The following is a 17,984-nucleotide window of genomic DNA, read 5'->3' as shown; positions in this document are numbered from 1 at the left end:
TGCAAACGGTAGTCAAAACGCTGCTTTTTGAGCTATCTTTGCGTGTTGGTAAAACGTAGCTCCATAGAATCTGATCAAGCTCCCTTACAATAAAATATTACAGGTGGTGCAACCATGAAAACCTTTGTACGCAGCACGCTGGCCATTACGCTGGCAACTGCATTTCTCCCTGCTATTTCTGTTCATGCACAGGATAAAGCTGCTCCGACAACTACGGCAGCTAAAGCAGCCAAGCCAGGACAAAAAATGGCAGACCTGCTGCCATTTCACGCAACAGAAAAGCTCTTGCCCAATGGCCTGAAAATCATCATCGTGCCGACTGGCTTGCCTAACATCATCTCTCTGCATATCCCGGTACAGACGGGTTCGCGCAATGAGATAGAAGAGGGCAAATCCGGTTTTGCCCATTTCTTTGAACACATGATGTTTCGCGGTACCAAGGATATTCCGGCAGACAAGTACAAAGACATATTGACCGCCACTGGCGCACGGCAAAATGCGTATACCAGCGACGACCTGACCAACTATCACACGACATTTTCCAAGGAAGACCTGGAAACCATGCTGAGGGTAGAAGCAGACCGTTTCCAGAACCTGTCCTATAGCGAAGCTGATTTCAAGACAGAATCGCGCGCGGTACTGGGTGAATACAATAAAAATAGCGCCAATCCCATCAGCAAGCTGTTTGAAGTCATGCGTGATGCGGCTTACCAGAAACATACCTACAAACACACCACCATGGGCTTTCTCAAGGATATTGAGGATATGCCCAATCAATATGCTTATTCCAAGGTGTTCTTTGACCGCTGGTACCGCCCTGAGCGTACCACCGTCATCATCGCTGGTGATGTAGAGCCGCAGAAAGCCATTGCCCTGGTCGAGAAATACTGGGGTAAATGGCAGCGAGGCAAGGTGCAGCCTGCTGTCCCGGCAGAACCACCAGCGACAGGTGCGATCTACAAACATGTGCCATGGCCCAGCCCTACCTTGCCGTATGTGACGGTGGCTTTCCATGCGCCAGCTTTTTCTGAAGTGAACAAAGAACATGCCGCCCTTCGTCTGCTGCTGAACCTGTCATTCGGTTCTACCTCAGCCCTGAACAAGCGCTTGCAGCAGGATGAGCAAAAGGTCGATCAGTTGTTTGACTTTACGCCAGACAATGTTGACCCTGGCCTGGCGACCATAGGTGCACGGGTCAAGAAGCCGGAAGACGTGGTGTATGTGCGCGATGCCATCCTCAAAACCGTTGCTGGTATCACGACGAAACCATTGTCTGACAAAGAACTGGCCGACGCCAAGTCTGCACTCAAATATGGTGTGATACGCACGCTGGACAATACCGAGCAAATCGCCTCTACCCTGGTGCGCTTTGTTCATTACAAGCGTTCTTACGCGACCATGAATCAGTTCTATCAGCTCATGGACAGCCTGACGCCAGCCGACTTGCAGGCTGCGGCGAAAAAATACTTGAGCGATGACAGCATGATCGTCACCACGCTGTCGAATGCAGCATTGCCTGCCGAGGTCAGCCAGTTGCCCAAGCTGGCCAGCTTTGCCGACAAGAGCACAGGCAGCAAGCTCGACATGCTGGTACAAAAATCAGCTTTGCCACAGATACGCTTCAAGCTGGTGTTCAATGCCGGTGCTGCCAATGACCCGGCAGGCAAGGAAGGTCTGGCAGCCCTGACCGCAGCCATGGTCGATGCGGCCGGTTCCAAAGATCGCAAGATTGATGAAATCAAGAAGGCCTTGTTTCCGCTGGCGGCCAGCTTCAATGGCCTGACCGACAAGGAAATGACGACCTTTAGCGGTTCCGTGCACAAAGACAAATGGGATGATCTGATCAATATCGCCCTGCCGCAATTGCTGGAACCAGGTTTCCGTGAAGAAGATTTCCGCCGTCTCAAGGATGCGCAAAAGAATGCCCTGACACTGGATCTGAAGGACAACAACGAAGAAGAGCTCGCCAAAGAACGCCTGCAAACCAATGTGTTTGCAGCATCACCGTATGACCACCCTGTGCTGGGTACGATCAAGGGCATAGATGCGATTACGCTGGATGATGTCAAACAGTTCTGGAAACAAGCTTATACCAAGGGCGCGCTGAAGGTCGGTATTTCCGGTGATGTTACAGAAGCGATGCAGGTTTCCTTGCAGCAAACCCTGGCGAAATTGCCAGAAGGCGCAGGCATTGCCCGCATTGCCGCACCTGTGGGCAAGGTCAGCAAGGGGCTGGAAGTGGAGATCATAGAAAAGAATACGCGGGCAACCGCTATCTCTTTGGGGCAGCCCATCACGGTGACGCGTGCGCACCCTGATTTTGCCGCTTTGTGGCTGGCCAAGACCTGGTTGGGTGAACACCGTGCCAGCTCATCCCATTTGTATCAGCGCATACGTGAAGTACGCGGTATGAATTATGGTGACTATGCCTATATCGAAGCCTTCCCTGGAGGCATGTTCCAGTTCTTCCCGACTGCCAACAGGGCGCGTCAGTCGCAACTGTTCGAAATCTGGATACGTCCGGTCGCGCCGGAAAATGCCCAGATGGCCATACGTGTTGCGCTTACCGAGTTCGACAGAATGGTCAACAATGGACTGAGCAAGGAAGAGTTTGAGATTACCCGTGCCTATCTGATGAAGAATGTTTTCATGATGACGGCCACCCAGGACCAGCAGCTAGGCTATGCCATGGATTCGCAATGGCACCATACGCCAGAATTCACCAAGATGATGCGTGACAACCTGAGCAAGCTGAGTCTGGCAGATGTCAACGCTGCCATCAAAAAGCATTTGTCGGCAGAAAACCTGTCCGTCGTCATCATCGCCAAAGATGCTGCCGACCTGAAGGCAAAACTGGTGGTGGATGCTGAATCGCCGATCAAATACAATTCCGACAAACCCAAGGAATTGCTGGATGAAGACCAGATCATAGGCAAGCGCAAACTCAATATCAAGGCAGAAGCTGTCAGCATTACACCAGCAAGCAAGGTGTTTGCTGATTAAATACGATTAGCCAGGAGTAGTAAAAAAGCCCTGCGATAAATCATGATCGCAGAGCTTTTTTTACATGTGGATATGGCTAAAAATTAAGCTGCTTTTTGCACGATCAAACCTATGGATGTCACCACGTATTTTTCTATCTGCAAACGCAGGTGCGTATCTTGTATGTAAGGTGCCATGTCTACATGGCCATCTGCATAGCCATCGCCTTCATCCCAATCCATGTCTATCTGGTGACCTTGTGATTGCAGGGTAGTGATGATATCTTCGATATCGCGCTTCCGGAATAAGACAGTTGAGCCAGCATCAACGGTATCCTCATTCGATGACATATTGAATTCTGTCGTGTGGACTGCAATGCCGCCAGGCTTCAGGCAGTGCATGGCATTGTAGACAAATTGCTTGCCATGTTCGAGTGAACCCAGATGCTCAAAGGCGCAGGATGACCAGAGGAAATCGAATTTGCCATGCAGTTCTTCACTGATATTGTTCATATCGGCAAATTTGAATTCAACCAGCCTGCGTAATTCTTTTTCATCACAGAGATTACGCTGGTTGATGGCTTCAAAGCCATTCGCATGCTGGGTGGAGTCGACCCAGCCCTTGGCCTGTGCTTCTTCAGTGAACAAATCTGTGGCGATGATGTTCGCTCCATGTGCCGCGAAGATGGCGGTCAAAGGTTCAGTGCCGACAGCAAATCCCAGACCCAGCTGTCCTTCCTGCAGCATGCCGCGCTCTTTTAACGCCTGAGTGATAAAGGCCCACTCCCAGATTTTTCTGTGCATGTGACCTGGCCTGTCGCCCATGCGCGCGGTCCAGTACTGGAAAACTTCCGTGCGCATCATCTGTTCTGTGCACATGGATGATTTCAGCACTTCTGTGCGGGCGGGTGGAGGTGACTCCAGATAGTCGTGGCTTGGTTTGAAACCATCTTGCCAGGCACGTACAGGGACGAGTGGGTCTTCACGCTCAACATGCACTGGTGCTACAGGCTCAACCGGAGTCACGACAGGCGCAGGCATTTCTACCGGTGTTGGCCTCACAAATTGCTGCCGGATTTTTGCCGCCAACCCGGATTGCCGGAATTCAGTCGGGAGTGCACGCCAGACCGGTAAAACCAATTTCAAAATACTGGATTTCATGAGGTAAATCTTAGCTTGAATTGAGTAAACTGCGCTTATGCCATATCCGGCCAAGTCGAGCGCCTGATACCATTCTTCCTATAATAGCAATTGATTTGCCAGTCTGACTATTAAATTTTTCAATTGACAGAGTAATCATTAAGATGGGCTGGAGTTAATAACAAGGTGAGCATTGGATGGATGCTGAAAAGTATCCTCAAAATAAATCCCGTACTTCGTATAAGAATGCTGCCTTGAACTATAATTTTTAGTAATATTGATCTACGACAATCAGGAAAGCCACAAGATGAATACAGCCACTAGCGTTGACAGTTTCACTTGTCCTGAATTTCTGGCAATGGAGCGTAGCATTATTGACGACTTTGTCGATTGCACACGCGAAGCTTGCGAAGAAGCCGAGGCCTGCGTCAAAGAATTGAATAATCAAGGCGGTACTGCTTATGTGCACCGCCTTTTCCGCGCCATGCATTCACTCAAGGGCAATTGCCAGATGGTGGGATTGGTTCCCTTCGTTGAGTTATTGCACAGGGTTGAAGAGATCGTCGCCAGGGTCAGGGCTGAACAAGACCCTTATTTTCGCGAGTTGGGTGAATTTCTGTTGCTGGCCATCGATGAAGTCGAGGATTTGCTCAACGACTTGATTGCCAATGGCCACACCAGCGATGTCAGGCTCAAGAAGTTGTATGAACTGTGCGATGCATTGCAAAAGACCAGCAGCAAAGGTTTTCAAGCGCAGCAATTCAAGGATGCGATTGCTTTGCTCGATGGTAAGGTCGCCAATAAGGAAAATACCCCGAAAGCTCCAAAGGTATTGCTGGAATTATCGGATGACATGGCAATGATGTACAAGTTTGCCCAGCAAATAGATAATCTCAGCATCTATAGAAAAAATCGCAGTGAGCAAGCCGCGCAATTAACCGAAGCCCTGAATGAGGCCCTGGGTTTGCCAGTAGATGCGAGGCAATTGAAGGCTGCCTCCTTGATGCATGATGTGGGTATGGGCTTTATCCCGCATAGTATCTTTAACAAGGAAGCGGGCTTATCCAGGGAAGAACTGAAAATAGTACAGGAGCATGTGGTGACCGCCAGCCAGATACTCTTGCGCTTTGGCGACTGGGATGAAGCGGCCCGTATCGTACTGGACCATCACGAACGCTATGATGGCTCTGGCTATCCAAATGGCTTGCAGGGACAGCAAATACATTCTGGTGCACGGATGTTGGCGATAGTAGATACCTTTTGCTCTATCACCAATGAGCGGTCTGACCGTAGTTACAAGCGTAGTTTGCTGAGTGCGATTTCCGAAATCAACGCCAATATTGAAAGCCAGTTCGACCCCGCCATGGTAGAGATGTTTAATGATGTGGTACGCAAGCTGATCGCCAGACAATAATTCTTTAATCATGCAGACAGTATGCAGATAAGTAAAGTACCTGACATTTCACACAAGGATGTGGCTCTACGCAATATACGCCGCAGTGATGCTGAAGCCTGGTATGCCTATCTCAAGAATCCGGATGTGATCAGACATACCAGTTGGAACCTCAGTGCGGCAAAAGATTTGTTGCCACAGTTTGATGTGTATGAAAGCGATGAGCCTGATACACCCGTTCGCCTTGCCATCGTCACCAAAACAGAGGACAGATTGGTAGGCACGATAGGTTTTCATACTATCTCCAGTGTCAATCGCAGTGCAGAGCTTGCCTATGATCTGGCACCTGAATACTGGGGTAAGGGCATCATGCAAGCCGCAGCAACGGTGCTTTGTGACTGGGGTTTTCATGAAGCTGTTTACAACCGTATCCAGGCAACTGTGCTTGAAAGCAATTTCCATTCAATACAACTGCTGGAACGCCTGAGCTTCGGGCGTGAAGGTTATCTGCGGGCCTTCCGCATGGTGCGTGGTACACCGGGCAATTTCTGGATGTATTCCCGCTTGCATCCCGATATTGCCAGCCAATAAACAAATTGCTGTAACGCTATGGTGAGATTGGGCAAGCTTGAGAAAGACAGAGCAAGACTGTTTTTTTCATGCAAAGCTTGTTGCTTAGTGTTGGACATATGCTTGTGGCTTGAGTTAGGCTGGCATAGAACAGTCTCGCAATCAATTTGAGATGCACTGATTCAATTGCCAGCAATCGCCTGCAACGGCCAGCAAAGACCAGGAACGCAAGCATGTTGTTAAAACGCTCAAAAGAAGAAGTGGTCTTGCTCATGCTTTGTGGTCTGAGCATACCTAGCATCCTTCCCTTTGGCATTGTGCGCTTGTTCCAGGGTAATTTGCTGATGGCAACGGTTGATCTCTTGATCGTGCTTGGCATGTTGTGCATCATGGTATTTGTCTGGCGCACACGACGCGTCCGTCTTGCCGGGATTGCCGTCACTGTGTTTTATTCCATGGGCATGTTGGCGGCTGTGTATGTCAAAGGCGTTCCTATCGTGTACTGGGTTTATCCCACGATGATTGCCGCCTTCTTCATACTCAGGGCTAAAGAAGCCCTGATGATCAATAGTGTATCTTTGCTATGTCTGATTGCTATCCTGCGTGGTGCGATGCTGCTACTGGATATATCCAGCCTCGTCGTCACGCTGGTGTTGATCAATCTGTTTGCCTACATCTTCTCTGACCGCACCAGTCTCCAGCATTTTGAATTGAACCAGCAGGCAGAAAAAGACTTTTTAACCGGAGCCGGTAATCGTCGCGCTTTTGACAAGCAACTGCAAACCATCTGCGCCAAGGATGGTGTGCAGGCTGACGTTTGCATATTGATACTTGACCTTGATCATTTCAAGAGAATTAATGATCAGTTTGGTCACATGGTGGGCGATCAGGTCCTGATACAATTTTGTGCGTTGTTACGCTCACGCATACGGACAGCGGACAGTTTTTTTCGCTATGGCGGTGAAGAGTTCGTCGTCATTGCCATGGGCATAGGTGATATTGCTGCTGCACGCTTTGCTGAAGAATTGCGCTCACTGGTAGAGAAATCACAATTGCTGCGTGACTATCCTGTCACAGTATCAATAGGCGTGGCAAAGAAAATGACCGGAGAAGATGGCGAAGCCTGGTTCCAGCGTGCTGACGCCAAGCTTTATGAGGCAAAGCTGTCCGGGCGCAATGCAGTACGCGTGGCCCGGGAGGACGGGGTTTGATTAATTCTGCTTGTCCGGGTTATCGACGATAGCCGTACCTTCATTTTCTATGACGATCTGCTTTTCCAGCTCACTGTCCGGGCGATAACTCCAGGCTGGCATGAATAGCAGCACAAATAAAGAAGCCAGTGCCGTAATGACACTGATCCAGATGACAAACTGGTTGGCAGCGACGCGTTCAGGGTAGATGTGGGTGACTGCACCCAGGCCTATGGCATTGGCGGCAGCCACCAGTACTGCACAGGCATAATCCTGAAAGCGCCTGGCCTTGTTGGCGCTTTTGGCCCAACGCGGGTCGGTGTTATAGCTGGGCAGATGCAGGTGGGCGTCTTCCAGTCTTTCCAGCGTGGCCAGGAAATGGCGCAAATTCGTGATTGAGCGTTCTGCTTTGTAATTCAAGAATGTCAGGCAAATCGACGCCACGGGAAAACCCATGACCAGCCATTCTACTGGCAACTTGCTGCTGGGCTCACCCGGTTTCAGGGCCACCAGCGCGGCCAGCAGGCTCACTACCAGCGTTACGTACAGGGCCAGCGCCTGATGTCTTTGTGCTATGCGGGTATTGACTTCCTGGTTGGCGGCGATGAAACGATAATTGGCATCAACATGGGATTTTGACATGGGCGGCTTTCAGCGATTTGGAGCAAGCCGCCATTATCGCTTAATTTTTCGCTGAAATTCATACTGAAACTGCCCATCCCTACACTCAAAATGCCCAGGTAGCAGAAATGTAGGCTGTTTTGCTATCTGGTAGTTGCGCGATTATTGCTTTGCTGGGTCCGCCATAAATACGCAAACCACCATTGATACTGATGCGGTCACCCTGCCAGCCCAGTGCCGCGGTGATGATGCGGCCATTGTCCTCTGGCGTCCACAATACGTCCAGCGAGGGTTGCCAGTCATTCTTTTGCCAGCTCCAGCGTGCAAACACATTCTTGCTACGGATATTGCCAGAGGCCGACAGCGCCTGGTTTTGCCAGGCCAGGTTATAGCCAATCACTTGCTGCATTTGCGGTAAATAATTGACGCTGCCCTGCAAAGCCAGGTTGCGCTTGTTCCAGTCTTGCCACTCGCGGTCTGACAAGGCTGTGCCATCCCACCAGACTTCGAGGAAAAAACTGTGCTGAGATTCTGTAGTGTAGTTTGCACCCAGCATGGCTTGCGCGACATTGCTTTGTGTATTGTTTTGCCATGGGCTGGTACGCTGTAATAGAGTAAGCGGGGTAGTATCTGCATTCATGCGCAGGCCCGTATTTTTTTGCATGAAACGTAAGGAGCCGTGGACCTCCATTTCATCTGTTGCCACCCAGGATGCAGCAGCTCCCAAGCTACCACCACTCTTTTGACCATAACGGCCAAAGCCATGCAAATCAACGCCACCAGCATGGTGATAAACCCGTGCTGCCAGTGCCTGTTCATCTGCTACGTCCGTCGTCGCAGCGTGACCTGGATTGACCCAGACCATCGTCACTGAGGTATTCGCGTTGAAGTAATCAAGGCTGGCCAAAGGTTTGCCTATGACGGTAGTGCTGATCAGCGAACGACGCTTTTCCTGTGCCACCACGTCATTAGGGCGAAAGCCATAACCCACATCCCAGGCGATGGTTTTTTTGCCCGCGCTGAACTGCCATGCACCATCGCCAAGGCTGCCGTACAGTTCATTGAGCCAGGCTGTGGACTGGGTACGCCCGCCATCATTCATCTGCCCCTGCAAGGTGGCGACAGCGTTAATGCCTTTGCCACTGGCGCGCAATTCGGTTTCTACTACACCCAGTTGTGTATTCTTGCTGGATAAGCCAGGTGCCAGTTGATTGGCAATTGCCAAAGGACTGGCGCTGTTGCTGGAATAGCTGTTGACCAGGCCACGTACTTGGCCACTGAAGTCTGCATCCTCAGCCATGACACAAGCTGGTGCGCACAGCAGGGCAGCCAGCACACTGCTCAGTGCTTGGGTCTTAAGATAGTACATGATTACTCCAGGCTGGGATTTTTGGCCAGGAACATGGGATTCAGCCATTGTTCAGGTACGGTTTTTTGCTTGCGGCCCAGATAGCGCACCCGCGTTTCTTTGTGGCTGCTCAATTGGTCAAGCAAAAACATTTCTGTCACTGCTGTTGGTGCCTGTGGTTTGTCAAATACAAAGCGGGCTTGCTTCGCGAGTTTTTCTGACTGCACATATAAATCTGCCTTGATGGGTTCATGACGGGTCTTGCCCAGCCATACCTCGATGCGCTGATAGGCGACAGACTTGCGTACTGCATTCAGGCTCAGGTGCACACAGACTTTGTCGTCGCATTTTTCTTCGCCTATGATTTTGCCCGTGTAATCCTGGGCCCAGCTCATGGTGGCGACGTCGCCTATGGACGCATCCCCCAGTAGTTTTTGCATGGGTGTAATGCGCAAAGGTCGCTGGCTGCCGGGCAAAAGCATCCAGAAATCATCACCCAGCATCAAGACTTTTTGGCCTTTTTCTGCCGGGCTTTTCATGAGCACCAGAGATTGATGATTGACCTGTGAAAACACCAGGTAATTTCTTTCTTTTTCCTTGCTGCCATCCTTGGCAAAGGTAGTGATTTCAGTCTCTACCTGCATGTTTTCTGTACCGACCCTGAACTGATCGGCAGCTTTCAAGATATCACTGACTTCATCTGCCCTGGCGAGACCTGTTGTTGCTGCCAGCAGTAAAGCAGCAATATGTATAGTTGTTTTCATTTTTATTCCTGTCTTAGTTATGTGCCAGCGCATCGACAATAGGTTGGCGCAGGGTTTTGCGGGCGATGAAAGCTGACGACAGCATCGACAAGGCAATCATCATGAACACGGTGATGGCATACATGGCTGCATCTATCGTGATCAGTAAGGGGTAGCCGCTGGAGCGTCCGGGTGGTGGTGGCATTTCTACGGGAAACACCATGAGCAGCAACGCAACGGTGATCGCCAGCAAGGCACCGGCGACGGCACCTGTGCCGCCCAGTATCATTCCTTCAAAAGAAAAGCTGCGTATCAGTTGCCCTGGCAAAGTACCCATGGCTCGCAGTGTGCCAACTTCACGTGTGCGTTCTATGATGGCCATGGCCATGGCATTGGCAACCACGAACACCACGATGACACTGATGATGGCACCGAGGGCACCAAAGATGCGGTTATATAAATCACGTACAGATTTATAAAAGAAGGCTTGTTCCAGCCAGTTTTGTACTGTCAGTTCCGGGAAGACTGTTGCCAGTCTGGCTTGCGCAGGCAAGGTCGCATTCATGGAGTTCAGGAATACACCGAGGCTGGAGATACGCTGGGTATTCAAGAGCTTTTGTGCAGTCTTGATATTCGAGTACACCAGACGCTTATCCAGGTCAGGCACACCGGTGGATACCAGACCCTTGACGGTGACATCAACCGCATTCAGGGCGCCATCGGTAGTACTGGCCATCAGTGTCAGACTGCTGCCGGGTTTGGCCTTCAGGCTGCGTGCCAGTGCGTCACCCAGGACGATTTCTGCCTCTGCTGATTCGGTTTGCAGGAGCTCCCCTTCTTTCAATGTCAGGGTTGGGCCCTTGACCGAGAATTCAGCATCGGGGTCTATGCCTACTGCCATCATGATGGTGGACTTGTCGCCATTGCTGATCAGGCCGCTATATTCTATGCGTGGCAAGACATAGCGCACGGCTGGGTCTGTCAGCAACTTGCTTTGCAGTGCCGCAGCATTCTCCAGACCATATTGCAGTGGCACATCCTGGTCACTGGTGAAGTGCTGGGGTTTGCCTATGGTCAGATGGCCGGTGCTGCGGGCAGATATCTGCGCCAAGCCTTCATACGTCGAATAGGCAAAACCACCAGCCAGCAGAATGGCCGCTGTACCTAGCGCAGCGATGACCACGGTAATGGCAGAACGGCGGCGGTTGCGCAGGGTATTGTAAAAGGCAAATTTGAGCCAGCTGAGTTTCATTGCAATCTCCCATCCAGCAGAGACACAATGCGGTCACTGCGGCTAGTCAGGCGGTTATCATGGCTGGCGATGATGAAGGCCACGCCTTCGGCATGACCACGCTCACGCATCAAGTCCAATACCTGGTCGGCGGTGTGCGAATCCAGGCTGGCAGTCGGTTCATCGGCAATCACCAGACTGGGGCGCTTGATGAGTGCGCGGGCAATCGCTACCCTCTGACGCTGCCCACCAGACAATGCATCTGGCAAATGCTGGGCATGTTCATGCAGGCCAACTGCCTTCAATTGCGCAGCTACACGCTCACGCCGTTCTGTTGCCGGTACACCGGTCAGGAAGAGCGGGTAATCGACATTTTCAGCCACCGTCATGACAGGCACAAGATTAAAGTTCTGGAAGATAAAACCTATGGTGTCGCGTCTTTGCAGTGTCTTTTGCGTTTCACTGTATTCATTGATGTTGACACCGTTGAGCAGGATGTCGCCAGCGTCGGCATGGTCTATCAGCCCGCACAGGTTCAGGATGGTGCTCTTGCCACTGCCGGACGGGCCGGTCAGTGCCAGCAATTCACCACGCTGCAGTGTCAGGTCTACACCTTGCAATGCCTTGACGACGTGGGCACCGAGTTGATAGGTCTTATGAACTGCATGCAGTTCTATTGCAGGTGCCAGGCTCATGATGGAATACCTTTCAACATGGCCTTGGCTGCTTCTGCCTGTGGTGCATTTTGTTTGACCACTTCATTCAGGTAACGCTTGGCATCTTCAGGGCGTTTTTGTTCATTCGCCAGACTGGCAGCGCGCATCAGCACCGAACCACGAAAACCTGGTTCTGCCTTGTCGAATTGCTTGTGTTCCAATACTTCGTTGAGGAGTTTTGCCCCACGCGGTCCGCGGTTCATAAAGGCAGGCACTGCCAGGAAAGTGCTGGCGGCAACATACTTGACTTCCAGTATTGCTGGTGTGCTGCCATGGCTCTGAGCGCTTTCGTTGGCGGCAGCGAGTTGCAGGGCTTTTTCCAGCATGGCCATGCCGTCTTCTGCATAAGACATTTTCTTCCATGGGAACATGGTGGTCACTGCCAGTTTGCCCGTGCTGGCACCAGCGTAAGCCATGATCAAAGGACTGGCAGGGTCTTGCTTGAGTAATTCATTGAAGGCATTGGCAGCAGCTTCTTCACTACCTTTGCCAGACTGGGTGAATTGCTGGAAGGCAGTTTTAAACTCTGGCTCAGAAAATGCCATGGCCTGGTTGCTGACCAGCAAAGCCAGGCTGCTTGCCAACAGAATTTTTTTACTGATAGTGAGGTGAAATGCGCGCATGTGTATCTCCTTCTTGTTTACATGTGATTGATGTTTGCGACAGGGGGAGATTAAAGGCGGGAGGCATCAGCCTCAATGCAGATGCGACGAGGTAAAGAAGTCCGCCGTGAACGGTAGTAAAAATGGCGCGAATGGAAGGCGTGTTGTGCGCTAGGTCTTGCTTATGTGTAAATATTGGCAAGGCAGGAAAAATTTCCTGAATCGTGCAATACTAGAATTTAAATATAAATTTCTTAATAAACTGACGTGAAAACGACGAGACCATGAAGAATCCAGCCAAAGAATTTATTGTCAACAAAAGCAATCTATTGGAGTCAAGATTCAAACCCCTGCATGTACCTGCTGAAGCGGAGTTGCAAGATGGTCAGGTGGTTTTGCAAGTGGAGCGTTTTGCCTTCACCTCGAATAATGTGACTTATGCCGCTTTTGGCACTGCCATGCATTACTGGAATTTTTTTCCTACAGATGAAGGCTGGGGCAATATTCCGGTCTGGGGCTTTGGCGACGTACTGGCATCGAAGGCGGAAGGTGTACAGGTTGGCGAGCGCTTCTATGGTTACTACCCCATGGCGACTCATTTAACGGTGCAGGCGACGCGGGTGTCGCCTGGCGGCTTTGTCGATGGTGTTGAACACAGGCAGGCCATGCATGGTTTATACAATCACTATGTTCGTACAAGCACTGACCCTGGCTACACCAAAGAATCTGAAGATGTGCAAGTCTTGCTGCGACCCTTGTTCATCACCTCATTCATGATTGATGATTTTCTTGATGATAATCAGTTCTTTGGTGCGCAGACCGTGCTGATTTCCAGCGCCTCCAGCAAGACCGCTTATGGACTGGCATTCATGCTTTCGCTGCGCAAGGACAAGGCTTGCAAGGTCATTGGCCTGACTTCAACTGGTAACCTGGAGTTTGTACGGAATATGGCTATTTATGACGAAGTCATCAGTTACGACCAGGTGACTGAGTTGGCTGCTGATCAGGCTGTTGTGTATGTTGATATGGCTGGTAACGGGCAATTACGCAGTCAATTGCATCATCATTTCAACGACAACATGAAGTATAGCTGTGCTGTGGGTGGCACGCATTGGGAAGAACTGAGCGGCGGATCAAACCTGCCTGGTGCAAAACCGGCTCTGTTTTTTGCTCCAGCCCAAATCAAAAAACGCATGACAGACTGGGGGCCGAATGGCGTGCAGTCTCGTTTAGCACTAGCCTGGCAAGCTTTCATGCAACCGGTGATGACTGCAGAAAAACCATGGATGCAGGTTATCCATGGCCAGGGCGAGGCAGCAGTCCGGCAAGTCTATGATGACATGCTGGGTGGTGCAGCGCGGCCCGACCAGGGTAATGTCCTGACTTTGCTTGGCGGAGATGCGGTTTAGTTTTTCCAGAGGGCAGGCAAATCACCAGATTTCCTGCCTCTGATGATGGCGGTGTTGATCCTGTTGATGACATCTGCTTTGGTATTGATGCCAGAGGTGAAATGGATGGGATCAACCAGCAAAGGTTTGGCAAACACCTTGACACCATAATTCATTTGCGTTTCGCTGCGCAGGTTCTTTTCGTCCAGATAAAGATTCAGTTCCGCTTCCAGGTCTTTTGCATTTGGCAGGCGAGAATTAACCAGCATGACATCCATGCGTCCCGATAAAAGTTTTTTCAGACGGGAACTACTTTGTGGCTGATCTTCTTCTACCTTGAACGACACATTACGCAATTTGTCTATCTCATCACCAAAACGTATGCCCCTGACTATGCCAACGGATTTGCCCTGCAAGTCGCCGATGCCAGAATATTTCATATGGCTGTCGTCCCTGACCACGACCCAGACAAAGTCTGAAAAAACTGCCTCTGAATAACGCATGGTTTTCAGTCTCTCGCTATTTTTCGACAAACCAAATCCCAGACCTTCACCCTTGGCTATGTTTTCTATGACGCGTGGCAGGGGGTAACGGCGCATTTCAAATTTCACATCCATGGCACGTTCAAAATAGGCGATGATTTTTTGATTCTCTGGCCGGATGGGAGCGATCTCGCCGTTTTCATCGCGGGTTTCTGCGAGTAGCAAAGGCAGAACAGTGACGGCATGTGCTTTTGATTGCAGACAGCACAGACAAAGCAGCATCCCTATAAAACGGGAAGCGCTCAGTAAAACGGCGTGATACTTATCTGACATGCAATGTTTTCATGCGGAAATGATGTGCGATGATACCTTTGGTGATGCACGGTTGTATAGCTGTCTTAGGTAAGGATTTGTTAAGCGAAGCTTGATATAACTTAATCGCTGCAAAGCCTTACCAAAATAAACATTAACAAATTTCAAAAGAGCTAATTAATTTGCTAAGATGAAAATAAACTTCTTTAAAGTCGCAGTTTTTGTAGAAAAGGAGACATTATGCCCCTCGTCACAATTACCGTTTGCAAACCCAAGTCCTTGTTGTTCAAAGAGACAGTCTTGAATGCTGTACACGCGGCATTGATAGAAGCGGGTGTGCCAGAGAAAGACAAGTTTCAGCGCATATTGGAACTGGACCCGGAAAACTTCCGCTTTGATACTCACTACCCCGACCTGCATAAGGACAGGAATCAGGATTTTGTCCTGATAGAGATACTCTGGTCCGTCGGCCGCAGTGTCCAGGTCAAGAAAAAACTACTGGATACCCTTATGAAACGTCTCTGCGACAAGAGCATGAACCCTGAAAACATCATGGTCTGTTTCAGGGAAACTGCCTGGGAAAACTGGTCATTCGCCGGTGGCCGCCTGCTCCATACCTGAGTGTAGTTTCATCCCGGATATTTGGTTTTTCCCAACCGGGTCGGGCAGGGAATATCAGGCAAGTACAGCCAAGTTTTTTGCTGGCGCTGGATTAGTATATCCGTCAGAATAACTAAAATTTTACAAGACGGAGCAAGCATGATGGGAAAAACCAGACTGGAAGCATTCAGCGACGGCGTTATCGCCATATTGATCACCATCATGGTGCTGGAAATGAAAGTGCCGCATGGCGGTACGCTGGATGTGCTGCTGCCTGTGTGGCCGGTATTCCTGAGCTACATCCTGAGCTTTGTCTACGTCGGTATTTACTGGAATAATCATCATCACATGTTGCATACCTGTCGCAAGGTGACGGGTGGCATTTTGTGGGCCAATCTGCATTTGCTGTTCTGGCTTTCGCTCATCCCTTTTGCTTCTGGCTGGGTAGGTGAAAATCATTTTGCTTCTGCACCTGCAGCTTTGTATGGTGTCGTTTTGCTGATGGCAGCGATTGCGTATTTCATTTTGCAGCAACAGATCATCGCCACCCAGGGCGAAGATTCTTTATTGAAAAAAGCCGTAGGTGCAGACTGGAAGGGCAAGCTCTCGCCTATTACCTACGCAACCGCAATTCCTCTGGCTTTCTGGTATCCGCTGCTATCGATGACCTTGTATGTGGCGATGGCTTTGATATGGCTGATACCTGACCGCCGCATAGAAAAAGCCTTGAAGAATCACGAAGAGTAAACCCATGCGTTTTTTTGTTTCTGCCATCACCCTGATGGCTGGCCTGGTTTTTTGCATGCCCGGCCTGGCTAAGGATCAATCCGGCAATGACCAGAATATCGTTCTTGTTACCACTACCGGGAAAATTGACGGCAGCCTGCAACTGCCCGTCAGCAAAGGCAAATTACCTGTGGTCTTGCTCATTGCAGGTTCTGGCCCTACCGACAGGGATGGCAATTCCGTAAGACTCAAAGGCAAGAATGATTCCCTGAAAATGCTGGCGGCATCCATGGCACAAGCAGGAGTTGCATCAGTACGTTTTGACAAGCGCGGTATTGCAGGTAGTGCCAGCGCAGCTACATCCGAGGCTGATTTGCGCTTTGAAACCTATGTGCAGGATGCAGTTGCCTGGTTAAAGCTGTTGAAGGCAGATGCACGTTTCTCCGATGTTGCCATTCTGGGACATAGCGAAGGTTCCCTTATTGCCATGCTGGCTGCCCGGCAAGAACCTGTCAAGGCATATATATCCGTGGCTGGCCCGGCAAAAAATGCCGCTGATGTTTTGCGTCAGCAATTGCAAGGGAAATTGCCGCCACCACTGGCCGCACGGAATGAAGAAATTCTGAGTAGCCTGCAAGCTGGAAAAACCTATACCGACGTGCCAACAGAATTGAAATCTTTGTATCGCGACAGCGTACAGCCTTATCTTATTTCCTGGTTTCAATACACCCCGGAAAAAGAGATAGGCAAACTGACTTGTCCGGTTTTGCTGATACAGGGCGACAAGGATATTCAGGTAGAAACCGCGCAATTGGCAGCTCTGATGGCTGCCAAGCCAGATGCAAAAAGCTTGCTGGTACACGACATGAACCATGTCTTGAAAATCATCAACGGCGACATGAGGCAACAGATGTCCTCCTATACTGATCCGGCTCTACCTTTGGCTCCTGAATTGGTCACTGGACTGAATACTTTCTTGCGCGCCAAACTAAAATAAAACATTTGCGGTATGGATTGCTATTCGTACTGGACTGTCTTAGGATGGAAATTGATCCGTATCAAAGAAGCGGGCATTTCCAAATATCCGGGGACAAAATGGCAAATCAATCGCAAGGCAGAGGCGGGGATAGTGCGCCACCTGACATCACCACCGTCATTGATAATGAAGCGGCTTTCCCGCCTTTGCGCCGGGTGGGCATGTTCCGGCCACTTGTCTGGTTACGATTGGGCTGGCAAGATTTTCGTGCATCTGGTAGCGCCAGCATTTTCTATGGTGTATGTTTTGCCGCCATGGGGTTGGTCCTGCGACTGGTGCTGAATAATGCACCGGAATATCTGTCAGCCCTGACTTGCGGCTTTCTGCTGGCAGGACCTTTGCTTGCGCTTGGTTTATACGATATCAGCCGTCGCCTTGAAAATGTACGCTCAGGTTTGTTGGGTAGCGTGTTTTCCATGCACGGGCGCTGGAGCAACATAGGTGTGCTGGCGCTGGTACTGGCCGTCATCATGATGGTCTGGGCACGCGCTTCGCTGGTGATCTTTGCGCTGTTTTATAACAAGGGTATGCCGACCATGCAGGGGTTTCTGGCGCAATTGTTCTCGCTGAATAATCTGGAATTTTTGGCCGTATATGTTTGCATAGGTTTTGTTTTTGCCAGTCTGGTATTTGCCATCAGTTGGGTGTCCATACCCTTGATGCTGGACAGGGATACTGACGCTATTACCGCCATGATCATCAGTTGTGTTGCCTTGTTCATCAATGTTCCGGCGACTCTGGTCTGGTCTTCACTGATCATTGTCAGTGTGGTGCTAAGTTTCATGAGCTGGAACCTGGGTTTCCTGATACTGATGCCCATCATAGCTCACGCGAGCTGGCATGCGTATAAGGATGTGGTAGGCAACGCTGCTGATCGCCAATGAGCCCTAAAAACTTCCAGTGTA

At 50.3% G+C, this 17,984-nt stretch carries 17 protein-coding genes; 9 read left to right on the top strand and 8 right to left on the bottom strand.

All coding sequences use genetic code 11. From position 1 onward, the window contains the following. Nucleotides 1-114 precede the first annotated feature (114 nt). Nucleotides 115-3,003 carry a M16 family metallopeptidase gene (locus tag AC07OI_RS20025; protein ID WP_495258477.1) on the top strand — a complete coding sequence of 963 codons (2,889 nt, stop codon included), beginning with the start codon at nt 115-117 and terminating at the stop codon, nt 3,001-3,003. An 83-nt stretch (nt 3,004-3,086) separates the two neighbouring features. Here the strand turns inward: AC07OI_RS20025 and AC07OI_RS20020 are convergent, their stop codons facing one another. After that, nucleotides 3,087-4,142, bottom strand: coding sequence for an SAM-dependent methyltransferase (locus tag AC07OI_RS20020; RefSeq protein ID WP_495258476.1), 1,056 nt, complete (start codon nt 4,140-4,142; stop codon nt 3,087-3,089). A 286-nt stretch (nt 4,143-4,428) separates the two neighbouring features. Here AC07OI_RS20020 and AC07OI_RS20015 point away from each other — a divergent pair, with 286 nt between their 5' ends. The 3 genes from AC07OI_RS20015 to AC07OI_RS20005 all read left to right on the top strand — a co-directional run bounded on the left by AC07OI_RS20015 (nt 4,429) and on the right by AC07OI_RS20005 (nt 7,295). Then, nucleotides 4,429-5,535 carry an HD-GYP domain-containing protein gene (locus tag AC07OI_RS20015; protein ID WP_495258475.1) on the top strand — a complete coding sequence of 369 codons (1,107 nt, stop codon included), beginning with the start codon at nt 4,429-4,431 and terminating at the stop codon, nt 5,533-5,535. A gap of 21 nt (nt 5,536-5,556) precedes the next feature. After that, entirely contained in the window at nt 5,557-6,105 is a 549-nt protein-coding gene (locus AC07OI_RS20010) for a GNAT family N-acetyltransferase (RefSeq protein WP_495258474.1), read from the top strand. Nucleotides 6,106-6,317: 212 nt separating this feature from the next. Continuing rightward, entirely contained in the window at nt 6,318-7,295 is a 978-nt protein-coding gene (locus tag AC07OI_RS20005) for a GGDEF domain-containing protein (protein ID WP_495258473.1), read from the top strand. On the opposite strand, the gene AC07OI_RS20000 is transcribed toward AC07OI_RS20005, so the two are convergent. The 6 genes from AC07OI_RS20000 to AC07OI_RS19975 form a co-directional block, all read right to left on the bottom strand. Further along, on the bottom strand, nt 7,296-7,916 hold the full coding sequence (locus AC07OI_RS20000; protein WP_495258472.1) for a hypothetical protein: 621 nt from the start codon (nt 7,914-7,916) through the stop codon (nt 7,296-7,298). 85 nt (nt 7,917-8,001) lie between these two features. Beyond that, nucleotides 8,002-9,264, bottom strand: coding sequence for a hypothetical protein (locus AC07OI_RS19995; RefSeq protein WP_495258471.1), 1,263 nt, complete (start codon nt 9,262-9,264; stop codon nt 8,002-8,004). Between the two features lie 2 nt (nt 9,265-9,266). Continuing rightward, nucleotides 9,267-10,007, bottom strand: a complete 741-nt coding sequence (locus tag AC07OI_RS19990; protein ID WP_492706733.1) for an outer membrane lipoprotein-sorting protein — start codon at nt 10,005-10,007, stop codon at nt 9,267-9,269. Between the two features lie 13 nt (nt 10,008-10,020). Then, on the bottom strand, nt 10,021-11,238 hold the full coding sequence (locus AC07OI_RS19985) for an ABC transporter permease (RefSeq protein ID WP_495258470.1): 1,218 nt from the start codon (nt 11,236-11,238) through the stop codon (nt 10,021-10,023). Further along, nucleotides 11,235-11,912 (bottom strand): ABC transporter ATP-binding protein, encoded by a 678-nt coding sequence (locus AC07OI_RS19980; protein ID WP_495258469.1) that lies wholly within the window; start codon nt 11,910-11,912, stop codon nt 11,235-11,237. The genes AC07OI_RS19985 and AC07OI_RS19980 overlap by 4 nt, the downstream gene beginning before the upstream one ends. Next, complete coding sequence (locus AC07OI_RS19975; protein ID WP_495258468.1) at nt 11,909-12,556, bottom strand: hypothetical protein; 648 nt, start codon at nt 12,554-12,556, stop codon at nt 11,909-11,911. Before AC07OI_RS19975 ends, AC07OI_RS19980 begins: the two co-directional genes overlap by 4 nt. 263 nt (nt 12,557-12,819) lie before the next feature. On the opposite strand from AC07OI_RS19975, the gene AC07OI_RS19970 reads away from it, so the two are divergent. Beyond that, a complete protein-coding gene (locus tag AC07OI_RS19970; RefSeq protein WP_495258467.1) occupies nt 12,820-13,944 on the top strand; it encodes a DUF2855 family protein in 1,125 nt (374 codons plus the stop codon). Here AC07OI_RS19970 and AC07OI_RS19965 read toward each other — a convergent pair. Next, nucleotides 13,941-14,738, bottom strand: coding sequence for a substrate-binding periplasmic protein (locus tag AC07OI_RS19965; RefSeq protein WP_495258466.1), 798 nt, complete (start codon nt 14,736-14,738; stop codon nt 13,941-13,943). The genes AC07OI_RS19970 and AC07OI_RS19965 overlap by 4 nt on opposite strands. A gap of 219 nt (nt 14,739-14,957) precedes the next feature. On the opposite strand from AC07OI_RS19965, the gene AC07OI_RS19960 reads away from it, so the two are divergent. The 4 genes from AC07OI_RS19960 to AC07OI_RS19945 all read left to right on the top strand — a co-directional run bounded on the left by AC07OI_RS19960 (nt 14,958) and on the right by AC07OI_RS19945 (nt 17,963). Then, nucleotides 14,958-15,338: a tautomerase family protein gene (locus AC07OI_RS19960; RefSeq protein WP_492706744.1), complete on the top strand. Its 381-nt coding sequence runs from the start codon at nt 14,958-14,960 to the stop codon at nt 15,336-15,338. A 141-nt stretch (nt 15,339-15,479) separates the two neighbouring features. Further along, nucleotides 15,480-16,064, top strand: a complete 585-nt coding sequence (locus AC07OI_RS19955; protein ID WP_492706837.1) for a TMEM175 family protein — start codon at nt 15,480-15,482, stop codon at nt 16,062-16,064. A gap of 4 nt (nt 16,065-16,068) precedes the next feature. Then, nucleotides 16,069-17,040: an alpha/beta hydrolase family protein gene (locus AC07OI_RS19950; RefSeq protein WP_495258465.1), complete on the top strand. Its 972-nt coding sequence runs from the start codon at nt 16,069-16,071 to the stop codon at nt 17,038-17,040. A 98-nt stretch (nt 17,041-17,138) separates the two neighbouring features. Next, nucleotides 17,139-17,963: a DUF2189 domain-containing protein gene (locus AC07OI_RS19945; RefSeq protein WP_495258464.1), complete on the top strand. Its 825-nt coding sequence runs from the start codon at nt 17,139-17,141 to the stop codon at nt 17,961-17,963. The last annotated feature ends 21 nt before the right edge of the window (nt 17,964-17,984 follow it).

The organism is Undibacterium sp. GW821-FHT07F11 (assembly GCF_059418665.1).
The sequence above is the reverse complement of the archived record's forward strand: the minus strand, read 5'-3'. Positions and strand labels throughout refer to the sequence as shown.